This is a genomic window from Pseudomonas brassicacearum subsp. brassicacearum, from assembly GCF_008801605.1.
Taxonomy (GTDB): domain Bacteria; phylum Pseudomonadota; class Gammaproteobacteria; order Pseudomonadales; family Pseudomonadaceae; genus Aquipseudomonas; species Aquipseudomonas brassicacearum.
This window is the reverse complement of the sequence record NZ_VZPJ01000011.1, coordinates 108,668-129,880: the sequence shown is the minus strand read 5'-3', so window position 1 is coordinate 129,880 and position 21,213 is coordinate 108,668. Positions and strand designations below refer to the sequence as shown.

At 60.6% G+C, this 21,213-nt stretch carries 21 protein-coding genes; 13 read left to right on the top strand and 8 right to left on the bottom strand.

Annotation, left to right across the window (positions count from 1 at the left end):
* The first annotated feature begins 183 nt into the window (after nt 1-183).
* Together ompR and F7R20_RS22980 are read left to right on the top strand one after the other, a co-directional pair.
* Nucleotides 184-924 (top strand): osmolarity response regulator transcription factor OmpR, encoded by a 741-nt coding sequence (gene ompR / locus F7R20_RS22985; protein WP_003196691.1) that lies wholly within the window; start codon nt 184-186, stop codon nt 922-924.
* A 114-nt stretch (nt 925-1,038) separates the two neighbouring features.
* Nucleotides 1,039-2,352, top strand: coding sequence for an ATP-binding protein (locus F7R20_RS22980; protein ID WP_003196694.1), 1,314 nt, complete (start codon nt 1,039-1,041; stop codon nt 2,350-2,352).
* An 83-nt stretch (nt 2,353-2,435) separates the two neighbouring features.
* Here F7R20_RS22980 and rimK read toward each other — a convergent pair whose 3' ends face one another.
* Nucleotides 2,436-3,341, bottom strand: a complete 906-nt coding sequence (gene rimK / locus F7R20_RS22975; protein WP_003196697.1) for a 30S ribosomal protein S6--L-glutamate ligase — start codon at nt 3,339-3,341, stop codon at nt 2,436-2,438.
* Complete coding sequence (gene rimB, locus F7R20_RS22970; protein ID WP_003196699.1) at nt 3,338-3,820, bottom strand: retropepsin-like aspartic endopeptidase RimB; 483 nt, start codon at nt 3,818-3,820, stop codon at nt 3,338-3,340. Before rimB ends, rimK begins: the two co-directional genes overlap by 4 nt.
* Nucleotides 3,821-4,056: 236 nt before the next feature.
* On the opposite strand from rimB, the gene F7R20_RS22965 reads away from it, so the two are divergent.
* The 3 genes from F7R20_RS22965 to F7R20_RS22955 all read left to right on the top strand — a co-directional run bounded on the left by F7R20_RS22965 (nt 4,057) and on the right by F7R20_RS22955 (nt 7,268).
* On the top strand, nt 4,057-4,461 hold the full coding sequence (locus tag F7R20_RS22965; RefSeq protein ID WP_003196700.1) for an RNA-binding S4 domain-containing protein: 405 nt from the start codon (nt 4,057-4,059) through the stop codon (nt 4,459-4,461).
* Nucleotides 4,462-4,642: 181 nt separating this feature from the next.
* Nucleotides 4,643-5,545, top strand: a complete 903-nt coding sequence (gene hslO, locus F7R20_RS22960; RefSeq protein ID WP_003196701.1) for an Hsp33 family molecular chaperone HslO — start codon at nt 4,643-4,645, stop codon at nt 5,543-5,545.
* 178 nt (nt 5,546-5,723) lie between these two features.
* A complete protein-coding gene (locus tag F7R20_RS22955; protein ID WP_003196703.1) occupies nt 5,724-7,268 on the top strand; it encodes a phosphoenolpyruvate carboxykinase in 1,545 nt (514 codons plus the stop codon).
* A 77-nt stretch (nt 7,269-7,345) separates the two neighbouring features.
* Here F7R20_RS22955 and F7R20_RS22950 read toward each other — a convergent pair whose 3' ends face one another.
* Nucleotides 7,346-7,699, bottom strand: coding sequence for a DUF1493 family protein (locus F7R20_RS22950; RefSeq protein ID WP_003196705.1), 354 nt, complete (start codon nt 7,697-7,699; stop codon nt 7,346-7,348).
* Nucleotides 7,700-7,887: 188 nt separating this feature from the next.
* Here F7R20_RS22950 and F7R20_RS22945 point away from each other — a divergent pair, with 188 nt between their 5' ends.
* The 5 genes from F7R20_RS22945 to F7R20_RS22925 all read left to right on the top strand — a co-directional run bounded on the left by F7R20_RS22945 (nt 7,888) and on the right by F7R20_RS22925 (nt 13,220).
* A complete protein-coding gene (locus F7R20_RS22945; protein WP_003196707.1) occupies nt 7,888-9,087 on the top strand; it encodes a colicin E3/pyocin S6 family cytotoxin in 1,200 nt (399 codons plus the stop codon).
* A complete protein-coding gene (locus F7R20_RS22940) occupies nt 9,084-9,311 on the top strand; it encodes a hypothetical protein (RefSeq protein WP_003196709.1) in 228 nt (75 codons plus the stop codon). The genes F7R20_RS22945 and F7R20_RS22940 overlap by 4 nt, the downstream gene beginning before the upstream one ends.
* A gap of 181 nt (nt 9,312-9,492) precedes the next feature.
* Nucleotides 9,493-11,421, top strand: coding sequence for a RecQ family ATP-dependent DNA helicase (locus F7R20_RS22935; protein ID WP_003196711.1), 1,929 nt, complete (start codon nt 9,493-9,495; stop codon nt 11,419-11,421).
* 107 nt (nt 11,422-11,528) lie between these two features.
* Nucleotides 11,529-12,755 carry a 3-hydroxyacyl-CoA dehydrogenase gene (locus tag F7R20_RS22930; protein ID WP_003196713.1) on the top strand — a complete coding sequence of 409 codons (1,227 nt, stop codon included), beginning with the start codon at nt 11,529-11,531 and terminating at the stop codon, nt 12,753-12,755.
* Nucleotides 12,756-12,800: 45 nt separating this feature from the next.
* On the top strand, nt 12,801-13,220 hold the full coding sequence (locus tag F7R20_RS22925; protein WP_003196715.1) for an acyl-CoA thioesterase: 420 nt from the start codon (nt 12,801-12,803) through the stop codon (nt 13,218-13,220).
* 78 nt (nt 13,221-13,298) lie between these two features.
* On the opposite strand, the gene F7R20_RS22920 is transcribed toward F7R20_RS22925, so the two are convergent.
* The 4 genes from F7R20_RS22920 to F7R20_RS22905 form a co-directional block, all read right to left on the bottom strand.
* Nucleotides 13,299-13,778: a glycine zipper domain-containing protein gene (locus tag F7R20_RS22920; RefSeq protein ID WP_003196716.1), complete on the bottom strand. Its 480-nt coding sequence runs from the start codon at nt 13,776-13,778 to the stop codon at nt 13,299-13,301.
* A 328-nt stretch (nt 13,779-14,106) separates the two neighbouring features.
* Nucleotides 14,107-16,455 (bottom strand): FdhF/YdeP family oxidoreductase, encoded by a 2,349-nt coding sequence (locus F7R20_RS22915; RefSeq protein WP_003196718.1) that lies wholly within the window; start codon nt 16,453-16,455, stop codon nt 14,107-14,109.
* The gene (fdhD, locus tag F7R20_RS22910) at nt 16,452-17,291 is read right to left on the bottom strand and encodes a formate dehydrogenase accessory sulfurtransferase FdhD (RefSeq protein ID WP_003196720.1); all 840 of its coding nucleotides are present in this window, start codon (nt 17,289-17,291) and stop codon (nt 16,452-16,454) included. The genes F7R20_RS22915 and fdhD overlap by 4 nt, the downstream gene beginning before the upstream one ends.
* Nucleotides 17,292-17,384: 93 nt before the next feature.
* Nucleotides 17,385-18,272 carry a LysR family transcriptional regulator gene (locus F7R20_RS22905; protein WP_003196722.1) on the bottom strand — a complete coding sequence of 296 codons (888 nt, stop codon included), beginning with the start codon at nt 18,270-18,272 and terminating at the stop codon, nt 17,385-17,387.
* Between the two features lie 133 nt (nt 18,273-18,405).
* Here F7R20_RS22905 and lysM point away from each other — a divergent pair, with 133 nt between their 5' ends.
* Nucleotides 18,406-18,846 carry a peptidoglycan-binding protein LysM gene (gene lysM / locus F7R20_RS22900; RefSeq protein WP_003196724.1) on the top strand — a complete coding sequence of 147 codons (441 nt, stop codon included), beginning with the start codon at nt 18,406-18,408 and terminating at the stop codon, nt 18,844-18,846.
* A 112-nt stretch (nt 18,847-18,958) separates the two neighbouring features.
* Here lysM and yrfG read toward each other — a convergent pair whose 3' ends face one another.
* On the bottom strand, nt 18,959-19,621 hold the full coding sequence (gene yrfG / locus F7R20_RS22895; protein ID WP_003196727.1) for a GMP/IMP nucleotidase: 663 nt from the start codon (nt 19,619-19,621) through the stop codon (nt 18,959-18,961).
* Nucleotides 19,622-19,709: 88 nt separating this feature from the next.
* Here yrfG and nudE point away from each other — a divergent pair, with 88 nt between their 5' ends.
* Together nudE and cysQ are read left to right on the top strand one after the other, a co-directional pair.
* Nucleotides 19,710-20,276, top strand: coding sequence for an ADP compounds hydrolase NudE (gene nudE, locus F7R20_RS22890; protein ID WP_003196729.1), 567 nt, complete (start codon nt 19,710-19,712; stop codon nt 20,274-20,276).
* Complete coding sequence (gene cysQ, locus F7R20_RS22885) at nt 20,273-21,100, top strand: 3'(2'),5'-bisphosphate nucleotidase CysQ (RefSeq protein ID WP_003196731.1); 828 nt, start codon at nt 20,273-20,275, stop codon at nt 21,098-21,100. The genes nudE and cysQ overlap by 4 nt, the downstream gene beginning before the upstream one ends.
* Nucleotides 21,101-21,213 lie beyond the last annotated feature (113 nt).

Genomic DNA, 21,213 nt, shown 5'->3' with positions numbered 1-21,213 from the left:
ATCCGGCATTCCCTGGCACAAAAGGCCGCGCATTATAACCAGCGTTCCGTCCTGAGGGGGGGACATGGTCTGTAGGCTTGATACCCGGATTTGTGGTGATGGAGGAAAAATCTGCTAACAATGCACACGGTGCGTATAACGGCAGCTAGGCCATAATGCGCGCCGAGATCAAAGGAGCTTCCTATGAGCAGCACTGCACAAACTGCTGAAGGCGAAAAAATTCTTATTGTTGACGACGATCCGGGGCTGAGCAGCTTGCTGGAACGCTTTTTCGTCAGCAAGGGCTACCGCGCCCGCACCGTACCGAACACCGAGCAAATGGATCGACTGCTGGCCCGTGAAGTTTTCAACCTGGTGGTGCTCGACCTGATGCTGCCTGGTGAAGACGGCCTGACAGCCTGCCGCCGCCTGCGTGGCGCCAACAACCAGATCCCGATCATCATGCTCACCGCCAAGGGCGACGAGCTGAGCCGTATCAAGGGCCTGGAACTGGGCGCCGACGATTACCTGGCCAAGCCGTTCAACCCCGACGAACTGATGGCCCGCGTCAAGGCGGTGCTGCGTCGTCAGTCGGCGCCGGTACCTGGCGCGCCGGGTAGCGAAGATGAAAGCGTGACATTCGGCGACTATGAGCTGTCCCTGGCCACTCGCGAGCTCAAGCGCGGTGATGAGGTCCATATGCTCACCACCGGCGAGTTCGCGGTGCTCAAGGCCCTGGTGATGAACGCCCGCCAGCCGCTGACCCGGGACAAACTGATGAACCTGGCCCGTGGCCGTGAATGGGATGCGCTGGAGCGCTCCATCGACGTGCAGATTTCCCGTCTGCGCCGGATGATCGAACCCGATCCTTCCAAGCCGCGGTATATCCAGACCGTCTGGGGCGTGGGTTACGTGTTCGTGCCGGATGGCGCCGCCAGCAAGTGATCGGCGATTTGTAGGAGCGGGTGGCCTGGCCGGTTGAAATGTCTTCTTCCAGGCGACTCGCGGTCTGTCATTGTGCGAGCATCGCTCGCTCCTGCAAGTGTGTAGCGGTTATTCATGAAAACCCCCGTTTGGTTCCCCCAGAGTTTCTTCTCCCGCACCCTCTGGCTGGTGCTGATCGTCGTGCTCTTCTCCAAGGCACTGACGCTGGTGTACCTGCTGATGAACGAAGACGTTCTCGTGGATCGGCAGTACAGTCACGGCGTTGCCTTGACGCTGCGGGCCTATTGGGCGGCGGACGAAACCAACCGAGCGAAAATTGCCGAGGCGGCGACGCTGATCCGCGTTGTCGGTGCCGGCGTGCCGGAGGGCGAGCAGCACTGGCCCTACAGCGAGATCTATCAACGCCAGATGCAGGCCGAACTGGGTGCCGATACCGAGGTGCGATTACGCATGCACTCGCCGCCGGCGCTGTGGGTACGAGCCCCGAGCCTGGGGGATGGCTGGCTGAAAGTGCCGTTGTACCCGCATCCGCTGCGCGGCCAGAAAATCTGGAACGTGCTCGGCTGGTTCCTGGCCATCGGCCTGCTGTCGACGGCGTCGGCGTGGATCTTCGTCAGCCAGCTCAACCAACCATTGAAACGCCTGGTCTACGCCGCCCGCCAACTGGGCCAGGGGCGCAGCGTGCGGCTGCCCATCAGCGATACACCCAGCGAGATGACCGAGGTCTACCGTGCCTTCAATCAGATGGCCGAGGATGTCGAACAGGCCGGGCGCGAGCGTGAGTTGATGCTCGCTGGTGTCTCCCATGACCTGCGCACGCCGCTGACCCGGCTGCGGTTGTCGCTGGAGTTGATGGGCGAGCACACCGATCTGACCGACGAGATGGTCCGCGACATCGAGGACATGGACGCGATTCTCGACCAGTTCCTGGCGTTCATTCGCGACGGTCGTGACGAGTCTGTGGAAGAGGTGGACCTAAGTGAATTGGTGCGGGAGGTGGCCGCGCCCTATAACCAGAACGATGAGAAAGTGCACCTGCGCCTGGAGCCGATCCAGCCGTTCCCGTTGCGCCGGGTGTCGATGAAGCGTTTGCTGAACAACCTGATTGGCAATGCACTGAACCATGCTGGCACCGGCGTCGAAGTCGCGGCCTATGTCTCCGGTGACACCAGCGCGCCTTACGTGGTGCTGAGCGTCATGGACCGTGGCGCCGGCATCGATCCTTCTGAGCTGGAAGCCATTTTCAACCCCTTCACTCGCGGTGATCGCGCCCGGGGCGGGAAGGGCACGGGGCTGGGCCTGGCCATCGTCAAGCGCATCGCTTCGATGCACGGCGGCAACGTCGAACTGCGAAATCGTGTCGGTGGCGGGCTGGAAGCTCGGGTGCGCTTGCCGTTGGGCTTGATGCTGCCTCGGGATGCGGTGTAGCGATCTCCCTCAAGCAAGACAGAGAACCTGTGGGAACAAGCTCAGCTCCCACAAAGGCTCACTTCCACAGGGTTTGTGTTGAGTCAGCCCTTGCCCTTGGTCCGGGTCATGTTCGGCCCGCCATTCTTTTCCAAATGCTCGATGATGATCCCGGCCACGTTCTTGCTCGTGGTGGTTTCGATCCCTTCCAGGCCTGGCGAGGAGTTGACTTCCATCACCAGCGGTCCGTGGTTGGAGCGCAGGATGTCCACGCCCGCCACGGCCAGGCCCATGACTTTCGCGGCCCGCAGGGCGGTCATGCGTTCTTCCGGGGTGATCTTTATCAGGCTGGCACTGCCGCCGCGATGCAGGTTGGAGCGGAACTCTCCGGGCTTGGCCTGGCGTTTCATCGAGGCAATCACCTTGTCGCCGACCACGAAGCAGCGAATGTCCGCGCCACCGGCTTCCTTGATGTACTCCTGGACCATGATGTTCTGCTTAAGGCCCATGAACGCCTCGATCACCGATTCCGCCGCCGTCGCGGTTTCACACAGGACCACGCCGATGCCCTGGGTGCCTTCCAGCACCTTGATCACCAGCGGTGCGCCGTTGACCATCGCAATCAGGTCGGGAATGTCGTCGGGGGAGTGGGCAAAACCGGTTACCGGCAGGCCGATCCCGCGCCGTGACAGCAACTGCAGCGAGCGCAGCTTGTCCCGGGAGCGGGCGATGGCCACCGACTCGTTGAGGGGAAACACCCCCATCATTTCGAACTGACGCAACACGGCGCAGCCATAGAACGTCACCGATGCGCCGATACGCGGGATCACCGCATCGAACCCTTCCAGCGGCTTGCCACGGTAATGGATCTGCGGCTTGTGGCTGGCGATGTTCATGTAGGCGCGCAGGGTATCGATCACCACCATTTCATGGCCTCGTTCGGTCCCGGCTTCAACCAGACGACGAGTGGAATACAGACGCGGATTACGCGACAGCACAGCGATCTTCATGCAACACCTGTGGCAGAGGTAGTGGACACCGGGAATGCCGGCTTGTCTTGAACGTATTTGATACCCGGATTGACCACCAGTTGGCCGTCGATCAAGGCTTTGGAGCCCAGTAACAGGCGGTATCGCATGGACTTGCGGCAAGCAAGGGTGAACTCGACCCGCCAGATCCGATCACCCAGTGCCAACGTGGTGCTGATCACGTAGCGGACCTGGGCGTGGCCGTTGGAGCTTTTTATTGTCTTGCGGGCCACCAGCGGGGCTTCGCAGCGGCGATGGCGCAATTGCACGACCGTACCGAGGTGCGCAGTGAAGCGCACCCACTTTTCGCCATCGCGCTCGAATGGCTCGATGTCGGTGGCATGCAGGCTGGAGGTGCTGGCGCCGGTGTCGATTTTTGCCCGCAGGCCCACGACTCCCAGATCCGGGAGCGCCACCCACTCGCGCAGACCGACAACGGTCAAATGGTCAAAAGTCTTCAATAAAAAAACCTGCGATCAGTACATCGGATCGTGGACTCCGCGAATCGCGGTATTCACGCAGAATAATCACAAAATGGCGACAGTTATCTACGCGCTTGTTTGTGCTTGTAACCGATTTCGAGCCAAGCCATGCATGTGGAGGCGATTTGACGGGCATTCTATCCGTCGGGCCGGATTCGTGCGCCCGACAAAAACGGTAGTACAGTTCCGGCTATTGGCAGAAAAGAGGAATGGCAGTGGCACAAAAAAAGGAAGAGGACGACAAGGTCCGTCTCGATAAATGGTTGTGGGCGGCGCGATTCTACAAGACGCGGGCGCTGGCCAAGACCGCCATCGAAAGCGGCAAGGTTCATCACCGCGGAGAACGTTGCAAGCCGGGCAAAGAGCCACGCGTTGGCGATGAATTTGTCATCCGCACCGGCTTCGATGAAAAGACCGTGGTGGTCGAAGCCTTGTCGATCGTGCGTCGCGGCGCGCCTGAAGCCCAGGCGCTGTATCGCGAAACCGAAGCCAGCATCGCCAAGCGCGAAACCGCCGCCGCGCAACGCAAGGCCGGCGCCCTGGGGGTCAGCACCGACGGCAAGCCGAGCAAGAAGCAGCGCCGGGACCTGTTCAAGTTTCATGGCAGCAATAGCGAATAAAGCGCCGGTCATTTCACCCGTGGCGAGGGAGCAAGCTCCCTCGCCACAATGTGTCAGCCTACACATTCAGATGAGGTGTCAGCACCTTCCCGTCAGGCAAGCCTAAGCCTTGCTTGGAACCCACCCTGAATGCCCATAAAATGCCTGCCATCATTTGTCATCACCTCAGATACCAGACCCTATGACTGATTTACCGGATACCGACTACACCCAACGTTTCATCTTCGATGACAGCGACGCCCGTGGCGAACTGGTGGCGTTGGAGCGTAGCTACGCCGAAGTCCTCGCCAAGCACGCCTATCCGGAGCCGGTCGCACAACTGCTCGGCGAGCTGATGGCGGCTGCGGCGTTGTTGGTGGGCACCTTGAAGTTCGATGGCTTGCTGATTCTCCAGGCGCGCTCCGAAGGTCCGGTGCCGCTGCTGATGATCGAGTGCTCCAGCGAACGTGAGATCCGTGGCCTGGCCCGTTATCACGCCGAGCAGATCGCGCCCGACGCGACCCTGGCTGACATGATGCCCGACGGCGTGCTGGCCCTGACGGTCGACCCTACCCATGGCAAGCGCTACCAGGGCATCGTCGATCTCGACGGCGCGACCCTGGCTGAATGCTTCACCAACTACTTCGTCATGTCCCAGCAGACCAATACCCGCTTCTGGCTCTACGCCGACGGGCGGCGTGCCCGCGGTTTGCTGCTTCAACAACTGCCTGCCGATCGCCTTCGCGACGCGGAAGAACGTGATGCCAGCTGGCAGCACATCAACGCTCTGGCCAGCACCTTGAGCGCCGATGAGCTGTTGAGCCTGGACAACGAAACCGTGCTGCATCGCCTCTATCACGAGGAGCAGGTACGCTTGTTCGATGGACAGCCGTTGCGCTTCCAGTGCAGTTGCTCTCGTGAACGTTCTGCCAATGCGCTGGTCAGTCTGGGTCTGGAAGATGCGCAGCAACTGGTGATCGAGCATGGCGGTGCCATCGAGATCGATTGCCAGTTTTGCAACGAGCGCTACCTGTTCGACGCGGCGGACATCGCGCAATTGTTCGCCGGTGCGGGTGTCGACACACCGTCAGATACTCGTCACTAAAACGATTCAGCGCAGGTAAATCTCCTGGCAAACGCCGGATTTACGCCGTACTGACGGGAGGGCCCTACTCTTTTTGGGGTTTTCTGGCATAATCCGGCCCACTTTTTTCGGGTAGTAGTGCGCGACTTCCTACTACAAAACGTTTGGAGCACTCGGCCACGGGCCGACGGGGAATCTCATGACGCAAGCCAATAACGCCGTGTACACCGATCTGAGTGTCGATGATCTGGTCAAAGAAGCCCTGAATCGCGGTGAAGGCGAGCTTGCCGATACTGGCGCGCTGGTTGTTCGTACCGGTCATCGTACCGGTCGCTCGCCAGTCGACCGTTTCATCGTGGAAGAGCCAACCACCCAGGACGCCATCGCCTGGGGCCCGATCAACCGCAAGTTCCCGGCCGACAAGTTCGATGCCCTGTGGAACCGCGTCGAAGCCTACCTGGGCGAGCGCGAGCGTTTCGTATCCCACGTGCATGTAGGCTCCGATCCTGCGCACTACCTGCCAGTCAAGATGACCACCGAGACCGCGTGGCACAACCTGTTTGGCCGTTGCCTGTTCATCAACCCCGAGCAATACAACGCCGGCGGCAAGGATGAATGGCAGATCATCAACGCGCCGAACTTCGTCTGCGAGCCTGAGCGCGACGGCACCAACTCCGACGGCACCGTGATCATCAACTTCGCGGCCAAGAAAGTGCTGATCGCCGGTATGCGCTACGCCGGTGAAATGAAGAAAGCCCTGTTCTCCGTGCAGAACTTCCTGCTGCCGGCCGTTGACGTGCTGCCGATGCACTGCGCCGCGAACATGGGCGAAGAGGGCGATGTGACCCTGTTCTTCGGTCTGTCGGGCACTGGCAAGACCACCCTGTCCGCTGACGAGAGCCGTTATCTGATCGGTGACGACGAGCACGGCTGGGGCGTGGGTGTGGTCTTCAACATCGAAGGCGGCTGCTACGCCAAGTGCATCGACCTGTCCGAGAAGAACGAGCCAGTTATCTGGAAAGCCATCCAGCACGGCGCCGTACTGGAAAACGTCGTCCTGGACCCGGTCACCAAGAAAGCCGACTACGCCGACGACAGCCTGACCCAGAACAGCCGCGCCGCCTACCCGCGTGAGCTGATCGAAAAACGCGCACCGAAAAACCTCGGTGGCGAGCCAAACGCTGTGATCTTCCTGACCTGCGACCTGACCGGTGTACTGCCGCCTGTGTCGATCCTCAGCGAAGAACAAGCCGCCTACCACTTCCTGTCCGGCTACACCGCACTGGTGGGCTCGACTGAAATGGGTTCGGGCAGCGGCATCAAGTCGACCTTCTCCACCTGCTTCGGTGCCCCGTTCTTCCCGCGTCCGGCTGGTGAATACGCTGAGCTGCTGATCAAGCGCATCCGCGGTTTCGGCTCCAAGGTCTACCTGGTCAACACCGGCTGGACCGGCGGCGGTTACGGCGTCGGCAAGCGTTTCAACATCCCGACCACCCGTGCGGTGATCGCAGCGATCCAGAGCGGCGCGCTGATCGGTGCTGAAACCGAACACCTGGACATCATCAACCTGGACGTGCCGCTGGCTGTTCCAGGCGTCGAGACTGGCCTGTTGAACCCACGCAACACCTGGGTCGACAAAGCTGCCTACGACGAAGCGGCCAAGGCATTGGCCGGTCTGTTCACCGAGAACTTCAAGAAGTTCGACGTGAGCGACGCGATCAAGGCGGCGGGTCCGCAGCTGTAAGGCTTGGTTAGCGAATGAAAAAACCGCCCTTCATGGGCGGTTTTTTTATGGGCGACTATTTGAGGCGCCCCGATCAACTAGGCCTCTTCCACTTCCCGCGTATCCCATCGTTGCGCCTTGATCGCCTTATAGAGCATGCCGATGGTCAGTGGCGTCTTGTTCCCACGGCCCTTGGCCCTGCGCTTTTGAAACACATCAAATCCTTCAGGCTGAAAATAGCGGTAGGCGTCGTAGTCGATGAGCTCGATGGCGAACCGTTCTTCCAAGGCCTCCATCAGATGCCGGGCATCCGCGCCATCACAACCCAGGTCGAGATTGATCGCGGTGTCCAGGCGGATCGTCTTGCGTTCAGGCAGGCCGATCTCTTCGTGCAGCAATTCCATGAGCTGGCGCATGGCGTGATCGTCGGGGAAGTCTGGGGCGAGGTACATGTCGAGGTTCCGGGAGGTTGGCGTGCGTCCGTCTGAAGGGAAAGTTTAGGGGGAAATCGTTGCCCGTTGGAAAAGAAGAAAGATCTCACAGCAGTCTCGGAACCGTCTGCTGAGTATTTCCCTGGCCGCTCGGTAAGGTTCGCCACGCCCTTTCAATGGGGGTAACGGCGACCGAGCAGGGATGAAGCATGACGAAAGGAAAGACCGGTGTTCCGCAGGTCTGGGAGCATTACGGTGGCGATCGGGGCTACAGGATCCTGCGGGCCATGACCCCCAGCGAACTGGCAAAAAGAGATGCCGATCAACACACCTATGAGGCCATGCTCGCCAGGCAGACGGCGTACATGAGCGAGCGTCTGGCCCAGGTCCGCGAAGCATCACCTTCCGATGTGAAGGGCTGCGTATTTGCAAAGTCCTGCAAGCTGCCTGATTCAGTCATCGACTACCACAACCCGACCGGGTACATCCCGACTGAAGCCCTGAGGGAGTACGGCCAATTTACCTTGTTGGGCGGGCGTCAAGCTGACGAGTCAGGGCGCATTCAGCTTAAGAGTATCAGTGGGTCGTTACCGGCAAGCTTCGGTACGTTTGCCTTGGGGCGGACGATGCCGGTCTCCCTTGGTGCTGCTGCCGCGGTCAGCGCTCCTGTGGCGGCGGGTGTGCTGATCGGCCTGGTCGGATTGCTGATGCCCACGAACCTGGGTGACGGCTCGTTGTACACCGAAGAGCAACTGCGCTCCCTGGAGCAGGCTCGCACCCGGGTTCGGTTGCATGTCGAAACCCAGGTCGATGGAACACTCAAGGGATACGGCTACAACACCCAGACGCGACGTGACTGGGAAATGATTCCCGTGGTCACGTTCCAGGCTCGCGGCGAGCAGCAGGTGGCGGACTTTGGCGATGGGGTCGAATTGATCTGGACGCCGGCAGTCGATCCATCCGCCACGCTGGGCATCCCGACGCTGGAGGCCGCGCCACAGGCTCCGCACATATGGATTTTTCCGCCAACGCCTGCGGCGGACAGCATCATCGTCAACCCGATTTATCCGCCGCAGTACAAGGATTTCATTCTTGTGTTTCCGGCGGATTCTGGGGTTTCGCCGTTGTATATCGTGCTCAGCATTTCTGATCACAAATATCACCCGACCCCGAAAGGTGTAATTCCTGCTTTTCCTGATCTTGTTCGCGGTCGGTCAAAAACTCCCGTACAAGGAGGTGGAGGAATACGTCCACATTGGCACGACCGGAAAGGCAATATTTATGAATGGGACCGGCAGCATGGCGCCCTTGAAAAGTACAACCCGCGTGGAAACCATTTGGGTGAGTTCAATCACATCACGGGCGAACAGACCAAAAAAGCGGATGAGACAAGGAAGGTAGAGCCATGAGTTTTGGGGTGTTGGGTTTTTATCCTGGTAAGGATGAGCTGGTATTTGAGCAGAGCATCAGCTTGTCGGTGGAGGACTTGAAGCCCGTGATGCAATGGGCAGGTAGTAATGATCATATTGGTGCGGACTTCAGGCTTTCAGCAAAGCAAGTGCTTGAAATCGAGCGGTTGGCATCATTGGTTCTTCCTCAAGGACTGGATCTTTATTTAACGTCTTATGACTGAACACCAAGCTCAAACTGTCAGCTATCAAACGTCTCCGCGCGTGCGTTGACTCCCGAGTCGATCAGCGTCACGGCCATTCAGGCTGTATCATCCCGTATCGATTCGACCCCGACCTTTTCTCGACTCACCGCGTTGTCCCGCTAGGCTTTGGGCATCGCAGCAGTCAAAGGAGCGACCGCGCATGCACAGCACCCTGGAACAGGTTTTCGGTTATCCACAGTTTCGTCCCGGTCAGGAGACGGCCATCGGCGCCGTGCTGGCCGGTCGGTCGGCAGCGGCCATTTTTCCCACCGGCTCGGGCAAGTCCTTGTGTTATCAATTGCCGGCCCTGCTATTGCCTCATCTGACCCTGGTGGTCTCGCCACTGCTGGCGCTGATGCAGGACCAGTTGGCGTTCCTCAAGCGCCACGGCATCGCGGCGGCGAGTATCGATTCGGCCCAGGGTCGTGATGAAGCCAACGACGCCATGGCACGAGCCCGTTCGGGTGAGTTGAAGATCCTGATGATTTCTGTGGAGCGCCTGAAGAACGAGCGCTTTCGCAACTTCTTGCAGCAGGTGCCGATCTCGTTGCTGGTGGTGGACGAGGCCCACTGTATTTCGGAATGGGGGCATAACTTTCGACCTGACTACCTCAAGCTTCCCGATTACCAGCGTGAGTTCAATATTCCTCAGGTCTTGCTGCTGACGGCCACCGCGACACCCAAGGTCATCGCCGACATGCAGGCGAAATTCGCCATCGCCGCCGTGGATGTGGTGACAACCGGTTTCTACCGCTCGAACCTCAATCTGCTGGTCGAGCCCGTGCTGGGAGCCGACAAGCGCGCACGGCTGGTGCAGTGGCTGGGCGAACGTGCCGGGCAGCCGAGCATCGTCTACGTGACCTTGCAGCGAACCGCCGAGCAGATCGCCGAACACCTGGGCCGGCACGGGATCGAGGCCGAGGCCTATCACGCCGGTTTGCCCCATGAACAACGCGAAGATATCCAGCGGCGGTTCATGGGCGGGCAATCCAATTGCATCGTCGCGACCATCGCTTTTGGCATGGGCATCGACAAGAGTGACATTCGCAACGTCGTGCATTTCGACCTGCCCAAGTCCATCGAAAACTACAGCCAGGAGATCGGCCGCGCCGGTCGGGACGGGCAGCCTTCCGATTGCCTGGTGCTGGCCAACCGCGACAGTCTCAACGTGCTGGAAAACTTTGTGTATGGCGATACACCGGAGCTTGCAGGCATTCGTTGCGTGCTCGATGAGCTGCAGGCCGCCGCTCCCGATGGGCAATGGGAGTTCTTGCTGGGACCCCTGGCGGACCAGAGCAACATCCGGCAGTTGCCACTCAAGACGTTGCTGGTCCAGTTGGAGCTACGTCGGCTGATCGCGCCGCGCTATGCCTATTTCGCGGAGTACCGCTTCAAGTTCCTGACTGAGCCACAACAATTGCTGGAGCGCTTCGAAGGCGAGCGAAGGGACTTCGTCTCGGCCATCATCCAGACCTCCAGTCGCGCCCGGGCCTGGGCCACGGTGAATTTCGACGGGATGTACCAGCAATATCACGCTGAGCGTAATCGCGTGGTCAAGGCGCTGGATTATTTCCAGGAAAAAGGCTGGATCGAGCTGGAAAGCAAACAGATGACCGAGGTGTACAGCGTGCTGGAAGGGGGCCTGGATACGCAGGTCTTGAGCTCCGAGCTACACGCCTATTTCACCCGGCACGAGCAAGGTGAAATCGCGCGGATCCACGCCATGCTCGAGTTGTTCGCCACCGACCGTTGCCTGGGTTATCGCCTGGCGCAGTATTTCGGCGATGACAATGCGCCACGCGAGTGCGGTCATTGCTCGGTGTGCCATGGGCATATCGCTCGCCTGCCGGAGCCGCCGGCGTTGCCGCCGCTTGTGGATAAAAACTTCGAGGCGCTGTGTAGCGACTTTATCCACAAGCATGAGCAGCACAGCGGCAGCGTGCCGTCTGCCGAGCGCCTCACCCGCTTCCTGTGCGGGATCGGCATGCCGCTGTTCACCCGATTGAAGGCGCGGAAAATCCGCGGATATGCCGCACTGGAGGCGTATCCATACGCTGAAGTTCGTCAGTGGGCCCAGGCGCACCTGTGAGCTGCATCCATCCGCTGAATGCCCTGCATCACACGAATAAATTTCAAAAATATTCGGTGGCTGACTAAGGTGAAGGCTGTCTTCGGATCGCCAACAAGAGAGCAAACATGAGCCAGACACCTTTCGATATTCAGCGTGCCGCGGTGGTCGGTGCAGGCACCATGGGCCGGGGCATCGTGATGTGCCTGGCCAACGCGGGCGTGGCGGTACAGTGGGTCGACAACAATCCGCAGATGCTCGAGCAGGCACTGGTGGCCGTGGCCGAGACCTATGCCCATGGCGTGCGTCAGGGCCGTATCGATCAGGGTGAGGCCGACGCGCGGATCGCCCGGGTGACACGGGCGGATGATTACGCGGCAATCCGCAATGTGGACCTGGTGATCGAAGCGGTTTACGAAAACCTCGAACTCAAACAGAAAATCTTTCGTGAACTGGACGGCCTGCTCAAGCCCGAGGCTATCCTGGCGAGCAACACCTCGGCGCTGGACATCGATGCCATCGCCGCTGTCACCCGCCGGCCCGCCCAGGTCCTGGGCCTGCATTTCTTCAGCCCGGCGCACATCATGAAGCTGCTGGAAATCGTTCGCGGCGCGCACACCTCCACAGCGGTGCTGGACGCGGCGTTGGTTCTGGGCAAGCGCATGGGCAAGGTCAGCGTTGTATCAGGCAATTGCCATGGATTCATTGGCAACCGAATGCTTCATCCTTATGTGCTGGAAGCGCGCAAGATGCTGCTGGAGGGGGCATTCCCCCATCAGGTGGATGCCGCGTTGCAAGGCTTTGGCTTCGCCATGGGACCGTTTCGTATGTACGACGTCGTTGGCATCGATCTGGAGTGGCGCGCCCGTGAGCTGGCGGGCAAGGGCCAGGATGCGCCCGAGGTGCAGGTGGACAACCGTTTGTGCGAACTGGGACGGTTCGGCCAGAAAAGCGGTAATGGGTACTATCACTACGAGCCGGGCAGTCGACAGGCCGAGCATGATGTCGAGGTCGATGCGCTGGTGCTACGGGTCAGTGAAGCGCTGGGTTTCCAGCGGCGCGAGATTGGCCCGGAGGAAATCCTCGAGCGGTGCTTGCTGGCGCTGGTCAACGAGGGGGCAAAGATCCTGCAGGAAGGCATTGCCGAGTCGGCCCATGACATCGACCTGGTCTACCTCAACGGCTATGGTTTCCCTGCCGACAAGGGCGGGCCGATGGCCTGGGCCGACGGGCAGGGGCTGGAGGATATCCACGCACGCCTGCTGGAGCTCGAAACGAAGCAGGGCGACCAGTGGAAGCCCGCGCGCCTGATCGGCGATCTGGCAGCGCAGGGCAAGGGCTTCGCGAAGGCCTGAGGCCGGGTCACGCCAAGGTCATTGAACAACCGTAAAGGACACCTGATGCCCCAGCGCAACGAATACCGACACTTGCAAACCATTACCACGCGCTGGCACGACAACGATGTGTACGGTCACGTCAATAACGTCACCTATTACAGTTTTTTCGATAGCGCAGTGAATACCTACCTGATCGAAGTGGGTGGCCTGGATATCCATGATGGAGAGGTGGTGGGGTTCGTGGTGAGTTCAGCCTGTGACTACTTTGCCTCGATCGCTTTTCCTGACCGGATTGAAATCGGCCTGCGGGTAGGGAAGTTGGGCAGCAGTTCGGTGCAGTACGAGCTGGCGGTGTTCAAGGTCGGCGAGGAGGAGGCCTGCGCGGCGGGACGTTTTGTTCACGTATTCGTGGACCGGGCGTCGAATCGGCCGGTGGCGATTCCGGACCGGCTACGTGGGGCTTTGGAATTGTTGGTGGTCTGAAACAAAAAATCGCAGCCTCCTGTCAGCTCTGGAAGCTGCTGGAGGCTGCGATCTTCAACGGCGGTTATCAGTCAGCCGTTAGTCGCGGTAGTAGCGATGATGTTTTTTGCGATGCCCGTAGGCATGGCCACGACCCGGGTGGCCATCGCGGTAGTAGCGGCGATCACCGCGGCGACCGTCATAACGACGATCATCGTCATCGTCCTTGCCCATGTAGTTACCCAGGGCGCCACCAGCGCCGCCGCCTGCAGCTGCACCGATCAGGCTGCCAGTGGTGCCGCCGACGCTACGGCCGACCACGTTACCGCCGGCTGCGCCCAGCGCGCCGCCGATCGCCGCTTCGCCGCGGCTGTGTTTGTCTGCGCCGACTGCACTGCCGCCCGCGCCACCCAGCGCCGCGCCGATAGTGGAGCCGGTGTTGCCGCCCAGGGACTGGCCGACGACCGAACCCAAAACCCCGCCCAATGCGCCGCCCACACCTGCTTCGGCAGTACCGCCGGCAGAAGCGATGCCACTGGCCAGGCTAAGGGACAACAAGAGAATGGAGGAGAACTTCATAGAGGAGCCTCAAAGGGATGACGGCGCGATCCTGAGGCTGGCTTCGCTTGGTTACAATAGAAATCCGACGAGTAACACGACTTGTGCACAATTCTCTAAGTTATTGTTTTTTGGTGGGAACTTAAGGCAAATTGGCCGGTCTTTAGCTACTTCGGACAGGCCGTTTTCTATGGAAAACGGCCTTTTTTGTGGGCGTTCGAAAAGTACGATCATGGGAGCAAAGCTTGCTCGCGACACAGGCGACTCTATTTCTGCAAGACCGCATCGCTTTCATCGCGGGCAAGCCTTGCTCCCACACAAACCTAAATCCTCGCCATAGATGTGTGTATCAGGCCGACTTGGCCAGGATCAGTCCATTCTCGCTCGCCGCTTCCAGGCGGATCGCGACGAACTTCGACGTTGGAGTGTGGCTGCCGTCGCCCGTGCTTTCCAGTGGCACCAGCGGGTTCACTTCAGGGTAATAGGCCGCAGCCTGCCCGGCAGGAATGTCGAATGCCAGCAGGGTAAAGCCCTTGACCCGCCGTTCGCGGCCGTCATCCCAGAGCGAGACGATGTCGGCTTTCTGCCCCGGCTTGAAGCCCAGGCGAATGATGTCCGCTTCGTTGACGAACAACACGTCACGCTGACCCTTCACACCGCGATAGCGGTCATCGAGGCCATAGATGGTGGTGTTGTACTGATCGTGGGAACGCATGGACTGCATGATCAGGTCGGGCAACTGGCCGGTGGCCCGGGTGCGTTCATGCACAAGGTCGGTCGGTAACCGGTTGGGCTTGAAGTTGGCGCGGCCCGACGGGGTGTTCCAGCGCCGCGCACCGGCGCTGTTGCCCAGGTAGAACCCACCAGGGTTCTTCAGCTTTTCGTTGAAGTCCTTGAAGCCGAGTACGGTGTCGGCGATCAGGTCGCGGATGCGACTGTAGTCGGCCACCAGCCAGTTCCAGTCCACCGGACGGCTACCCAGCGTGGCGGCCGCGATGCCGGCGATGATCCACGGTTCGGAGCGCATCTGGTTCGACAGCGGCTGCAGCTGGCCCATGGAGGCATGCACCATGCTGAAGGAGTCTTCCACGGTCACCGCTTGCGCACCTTCGGTTTGCAGGTCGATGTCGGTGCGGCCCAGGCACGGCAGGATCAGCGCTTCCTTGCCGTGAGCCAGATGGCTGCGGTTGAGCTTGGTGCTGATCTGCACCGTCAGGTCGCAATTGGCCAAGGCCTGGAACGTTCGATGGCTGTCCGGCGTGGCTTGGGCGAAGTTGCCGCCCAGGGCGATGAACACCTTCGCCTGGCCGTCGGCCATTGCGTGGATCGCCTCGACCACGTTGTGGCCGTTTTCACGCGGTACCTTGAATTGGAAACGCCGCTCCAGCGAATCGAGGAACGCCACTGGCGGACGCTCGTTGATGCCCATGGTGCGGTCGCCCTGGACGTTGCTGTGGCCGCGTACCGGACACAGGCCTGCGCCTGGCCGGCCGATGTTGCCGCGCAGCATCATCACGTTGGCGATTTCCTGGATGGTCGCCACCGAATGACGGTGCTGGGTGATACCCATCGCCCAGCACATGATCACGTTCTCGCTCTTGGCGTACATGCGCGCCGCTTGCTCGATGTCGACCAGGGTCATGCCCGATTGCTCGACGATCTGTTCCCACGGCGTGTCGTCGACCGCCGCCAGGTAATCCAGCACGTTGGTGCTGTGCTCATTGAGGAACGCATGGTCGAACACTGCCGCAGCGCCGGTGTTCTGCGCTTCGCGCTCCCACTGCAGCAGGAACTTCGCCATGCCGCGCAAGATCGCCATGTCGCCACCCAGGGCCGGGCGGAAATAGGCGGTGTTGGTCGGCTTATTGCCGTTGGTGAGCATTTCGATCGGGTTCTGTGGATGCTGGAAACGCTCCAGGCCACGTTCCTTGAGCGGGTTGATGCAGACCACTTGGGCGCCGCGTTTCACCGCCTCGCGCAGTGGTTCGAGCATCCGCGGATGGTTGGTCCCGGGGTTCTGCCCCCAGACGAAAATCGCGTCGGCGTGTTCGAAATCGTCGAAGGTCACTGTGCCCTTGCCCACGCCAACGCTCTGGGACAGCGCTACGCCGCTGGCCTCGTGGCACATGTTCGAGCAGTCGGGGAAGTTGTTGGTGCCATAGGCGCGCACGAACAGTTGATACAAGTAGGCCGCTTCGTTGCTGGCTCGGCCCGAGGTGTAGAACTCGGCCTGGTTCGGGCTGGACAGCCCATGCAGGTGCTTGCCGATCAGGTCGAACGCCGCTTCCCAACTGATGGGTTTGTAGCGGTCGGTTTCGGCGTCGTAGCGCATTGGTTCGGTCAGGCGACCCTGGTACTCGAGCCAGTAGTCGCTCTGCCCCAGCAGCGAGCTCACGCTGTGCTTGGCGAAAAATGCGCCATCGACGCGGCGCTTGGTGGCTTCCCAGTTCACGGCTTTGGCGCCGTTCTCGCAGAACTTGACCACGCCGCTTTCCGGCGAGTCACCCCAGGCACAGCCTGGGCAGTCAAAACCGCCATTCTGGTTGGTCTTGAGCATCATGCGGATGTTTTTCAGTGCATTGTCGCTGGTCAACCAGGCCTGAGCGACGCTGATCAGCGCACCCCAGCCACCGGCCGGGCCCTTGTAGGGCTTGTAGCGCGGTACGGGTTTCTGGTCGGCTTGTTGATGATTGCTCACGCTTGTTTCTCCATCGCAGGGCTGTAGACCCGCGGCGCACTTTTTTGCGGCAGGTGGATGAGGTTGAGGTTGTGTTGGCGAGCCCACTGCACCGCAAGGCCGGTGGGCGATGACAGGCTGACCAGGGTCTGGATGCCGGCCCGCAGGACTTTCTGGATCAGTTCGAGGCTGCAACGGCTGGTGACGATCGCCATGCCGCCGGCCACCGGGATCTGCTGCCGGACCAACGCGCCGATCAGCTTGTCAAGGGCGTTGTGTCGGCCAATGTCTTCGCGACCCAGCAGCAATTCGCCCTGGGCGTTCATGAACAACGCGGCGTGGACTGCGCCGCAGTATTGGCCCAGGGGCTGAAACTGGCTGATACGGTCACGCAGGCCATCGAGCCATTGCGCCGGTGGTAGCGGTGCGCCGGGCAGCACCTTGAGGTTTGGCAATGCCTGTTCCACTGCTTCCACGCCGCACAAGCCGCAGCCACTGGTGCCCGTCAATTGCCGGCGTTGCTGCTTGAGGTTCCAGAAGGCGCGGTTGGCGATGGTCACCTCGGCATGGTGCGCAGCACCCGTGCCGCTCAGTTGCAGGTCATAGATGTCCGATGCGTCTTCAATGATGCCGCTGCCGAGGCTGAAGCCGACGATGAAGTCTTCAAGGTCGGTGGGGGTGACCAGCATGACCGCCTGGCTGATGCCGTTATAGGCAATCGCCAGCGCCACTTCCTCGGCCAGCGCGGTGCTGTCCGTTTGGGAGTGGTCCAGATTGCAGTAGCGATAGCTCTGGCTGGCGGCCGGCGCGGATGTTTCCATCGCTGGCGCTGGACTGACCGGAGGCTTGTCGTTCATAGGCATCACTGAAAGTAGGAATAGTGTTAAGACTAAATGCGGCAATCTGCCACGTCTAATCGCTATTACTGATCTCTCAATAGATGACGTCGATCAAGATGTTGTCGATGATTTCTGGTAGAGGGCAAAACAGGCCTCTGCCAAGGCCGAGCGTGGGGCGCCGCGCCGCATGATCAGGCCCAGCGGGACCAACGTTTGCGCGCTTTCGATGGGCTGGATGCGCAAATCTTCGGTCAGCACATTCAGGCCGCTGTCCAAGGGCATCACCGCGCAACACAGTCCACCGTGCACAGCTTGTAACAATTGATGCACCGCGTCGGTTTGCAACAGCGGTTGAGGCGTGAGGCCCCGGCTGTGGAAATTGTGGTCGATGGATTGGCGAAAGTGCATGCCGCTGGTGAGCATGCCCAGGGGCAGCTCTATCAGCGCTTCCCAGCTCAGCGGTTGTTCGCCAAAGAAGAAAAAGCGCTGGTCGTAGAGCAGACCCATGCGGGTGTGGCTGAAGGGCAGGGCTTCGAAGCGTTCGTTGTCCAGGCGTTCCAGGTAGGAAATACCCAGGTCGATACGGTTGTTTGCCAACTGTTCGAGGATGCGTTCGGAGCTCAGGGACGACAATTCGAAACGCAGGCTGGGGTGCTCGGCGTGCAAGCGCTGCATCATCGCCAGCGGGTCGAAGTCCGACAACGGCACCACACCCAGGCGCAGCGTACCCACCAGGTTGCCACGACAAGCCGCCGCTTCGGCCTGCAGCCCGTCATAGGCCGCCAGCACCGTGCGCGCCCAGGCCAGCACTCGTTCCCCCGGCGCGGTGAAACCTTCAAAACGCTGGCCGCGGTTGACCAGCGGCAGGTCGAGTTCTTCTTCAAGGCTGCGCAGGCGCATCGACAGGGTCGGCTGGGTGATGTGGCAGCGTGCGGCGGCTTGGCCGAAGTGGCGGGTTTCGTCGAGCGCGATGAGAAATTTCAGCTGCTTGATGTCCATCTTCGCTCCAGGGCGCAGGAAGGTTCGGATTCTAGCGCTTGCGCGTGGTGGGGTCATTGGTCGGTTGGGAACCGGGTTCGTCTCGCCTGGTCTAGTCTTTGCGTCTGGACACTTAAATCAAGGAGCGTGTGCCATGAGTATTTTTAGCTTTGTGAAGGAAGCAGGTGAAAAACTGATCGACCTGCTGACCCCCGGCAATGCCAATGCCAGCGAACAACTGAAAGCGCATATTGAAAAGGTCGGCTTGGGTAATCCGAATGTCCAGGCGACCATCGACGGCGACAAAGTCATCGTCACCGGTGAAGTAGCGAGCCAGGAAGAAAAGGAAAAGATCCTGTTGGCGGTGGGCAATATCGCCGGTGTCGGCAGTGTCGACGACCAGATTACGGTGACTGGCCCGGTGGCACAGGCGGCGCGTTTCGTGACCGTGAAGAAGGGCGACACACTCAGTGCCATCTCCAAGGCCGAGTACGGCGACGCGAACAAGTACAACAAGATCTTCGAGGCCAACAAGCCGATGCTGTCGCACCCGGACAAGATTTATCCGGGGCAGGTGTTGCGTATCCCCGCGTAACCTTCAGGACTGTGGTGCCTTCATCGCGAGCAAGCTCGCTCCCACACTGGATCGGTGGCGAACAGGGATCCAACTGTGGAAGCGAGCCTGCTCGCGATGAATACGGCGCGGTTCAAAGCCCGGCAATCAAGTCCCGATAATCCCCCAACGCGTCAAACTCCCCCGTGTCCTTCGGTCCTTTGCGGCTATCCGGCTCGCTCACGGCCAGCAAGTGCGCCACGCCGAAGTCTCGGGCGCTGCGCAGCACCGGCAGGGTGTCGTCGATGAACAGGCTGCGGGCCGGGTTGAAATTCAAGTCGGCTTGCAGCGCATCCCAGAATTGCGGGTTTTCCTTGGGGAAGCCGTAGTCGTGGGAGCTGATCAAGCGGTCGAAGTAAGGGGCCAGTTCGATGCGTTCCAGCTTCAGGGACAATGAATCGCGGTGGGCGTTGGTGATCATCACCACGCGCTTGCCGGCCCGCTGGATCGCCGCCAGGAAGGTATCGGCGTCCGGCCGCAAGGCGATCAGGTGCGCGGTTTCCAACTTCAGTTCGCGTACCGGCAGTTTCAGCTCGGCGCTCCAGAAATCCAGGCAATACCATTGCAACTGACCGGCGTTGCGCTCGAACAGCGGCTGCAGCTCCATCTCGGCCATCGCCCGGCTCACGCCATGCAGTTCGGCGTAGCGCTGGGGCAGGTGTTCGAGCCAGAAGTGGTTGTCGTAATGCAGGTCCAGCAGGGTGCCGTCCATGTCCAGCAGAACCGTATCGATCTCATGCCAGGGCAGCAAAGCCATAAAACTTCTCCAGCGGTAATCGGATATCCGACACAAACAATCAGAATAGGCCGGGTATAGTAGCCCGCTATCGCCCAGGGAGCCGTTTATGCGCCAGAAACCCACCATACTCGATCGCCAGATCGTCGCTACCAGCCGCCTGTTTTGCGTGGAAGAACTGAAATTGCGGTTTTCCAACGGTGTGGAGCGCACCTATGAACGTCTGGCGAGCAAGGGCGCAGGTTATGGCGCGGTGATGATCGTGGCGATGCTCGACGCCGACCACGCGGTGTTGGTGGAAGAGTATTGCGGTGGCACCGACGCCTATGAACTGTCCCTGCCCAAGGGCTTGATCGAGCCCGGTGAAGATGTGCTGGCTGCGGCGGAACGGGAGCTCAAGGAAGAGGCCGGTTTCGGTGCGCGCCAGTTGGAACACCTGACCGAACTGTCGCTGTCCCCCGGCTACATGAGCCAGAAGATCCAGGTGGTGCTGGCGACCGATCTGTATGAAGAACGGCTGGAGGGTGACGAGCCCGAGCCGATGCGTGTGGACAAGGTCAACCTGCGTGAGCTGTCGGCCCTGGCACAGAACCCGCAGTTCACGGAGGGCCGGGCCTTGGCGGCGCTCTACCTGGCCCGTGACCTGCTGACCCAGCGTGGAGCGTTCCTGTCATGACTTTCCCTCATCCGTTGATGGCTCCTGTGGTCGAACTGGCGCTCCAGGCCGGTGAGGCGATCCTGCCGTTCTGGCGCGCCAATGTGCAAGTCAACCACAAGGCCGACGAGTCGCCGGTGACCGCCGCGGACATGGCCGCTCATGATGTGATCGTAGCCGGGCTGATGGCGCTGGCCCCGGATATTCCGATCCTCTCCGAAGAAGACGCCGATATTGCCCAAAGCGTGCGCGCCGGCTGGCATCGCTGGTGGCTGGTAGACCCGCTGGATGGCACCAAGGAATTCATTTCCGGCAGCGAGGAGTTCACCGTCAACATCGCGTTGGTGGAGCAGGGCCGTGTGGTGTTCGGCGTGGTGTCGATGCCCACCAATGGGCGTTTTTACGTCGGCGGCGCAGGGCTGGGGGCCTGGCGTGGCGACAAGGGAGGGCAGCCCTTGCCGATCGCGGTTCGTGACACCCTGGCGCCAGGTGAAGCCTTCACCGTGGTTGCCAGCCGCCGGCACACCAGCCCGGAGCAGGAACGCCTGCTGGATGGCTTGAGCGGGAGCCTGGGTGAGCTGCAACTGACCAGTATTGGCAGTTCGTTGAAGTTTTGCCTGGTGGCCGAAGGCGCGGCGGATTGTTATCCACGGCTGGCGCCGACCTCCCAATGGGACACCGCCGCCGCCCAGGGTGTATTGGAAGGTGCGGGTGGCGAGGTATTGGACTTGAGCGGCGAACCGTTCTGTTACCCACCGCGTGAGTCGCTGTTGAATACGTCATTCCTGGCGTTGCCAGCGAAAGCGGCGTGGCGTGGGAAGCTGCTGGAGCTTGCTCGCTCTTAAGCCTGGCTCGATCCTTCGTGGCAAGGGGGTTGTGGGAGCAAAGCTTGCTCGCGATACAGGCGCCTCGATCTCTGCAAGACCGCAGCGCATCCATCGCGGGCAAGCCTTGCTCC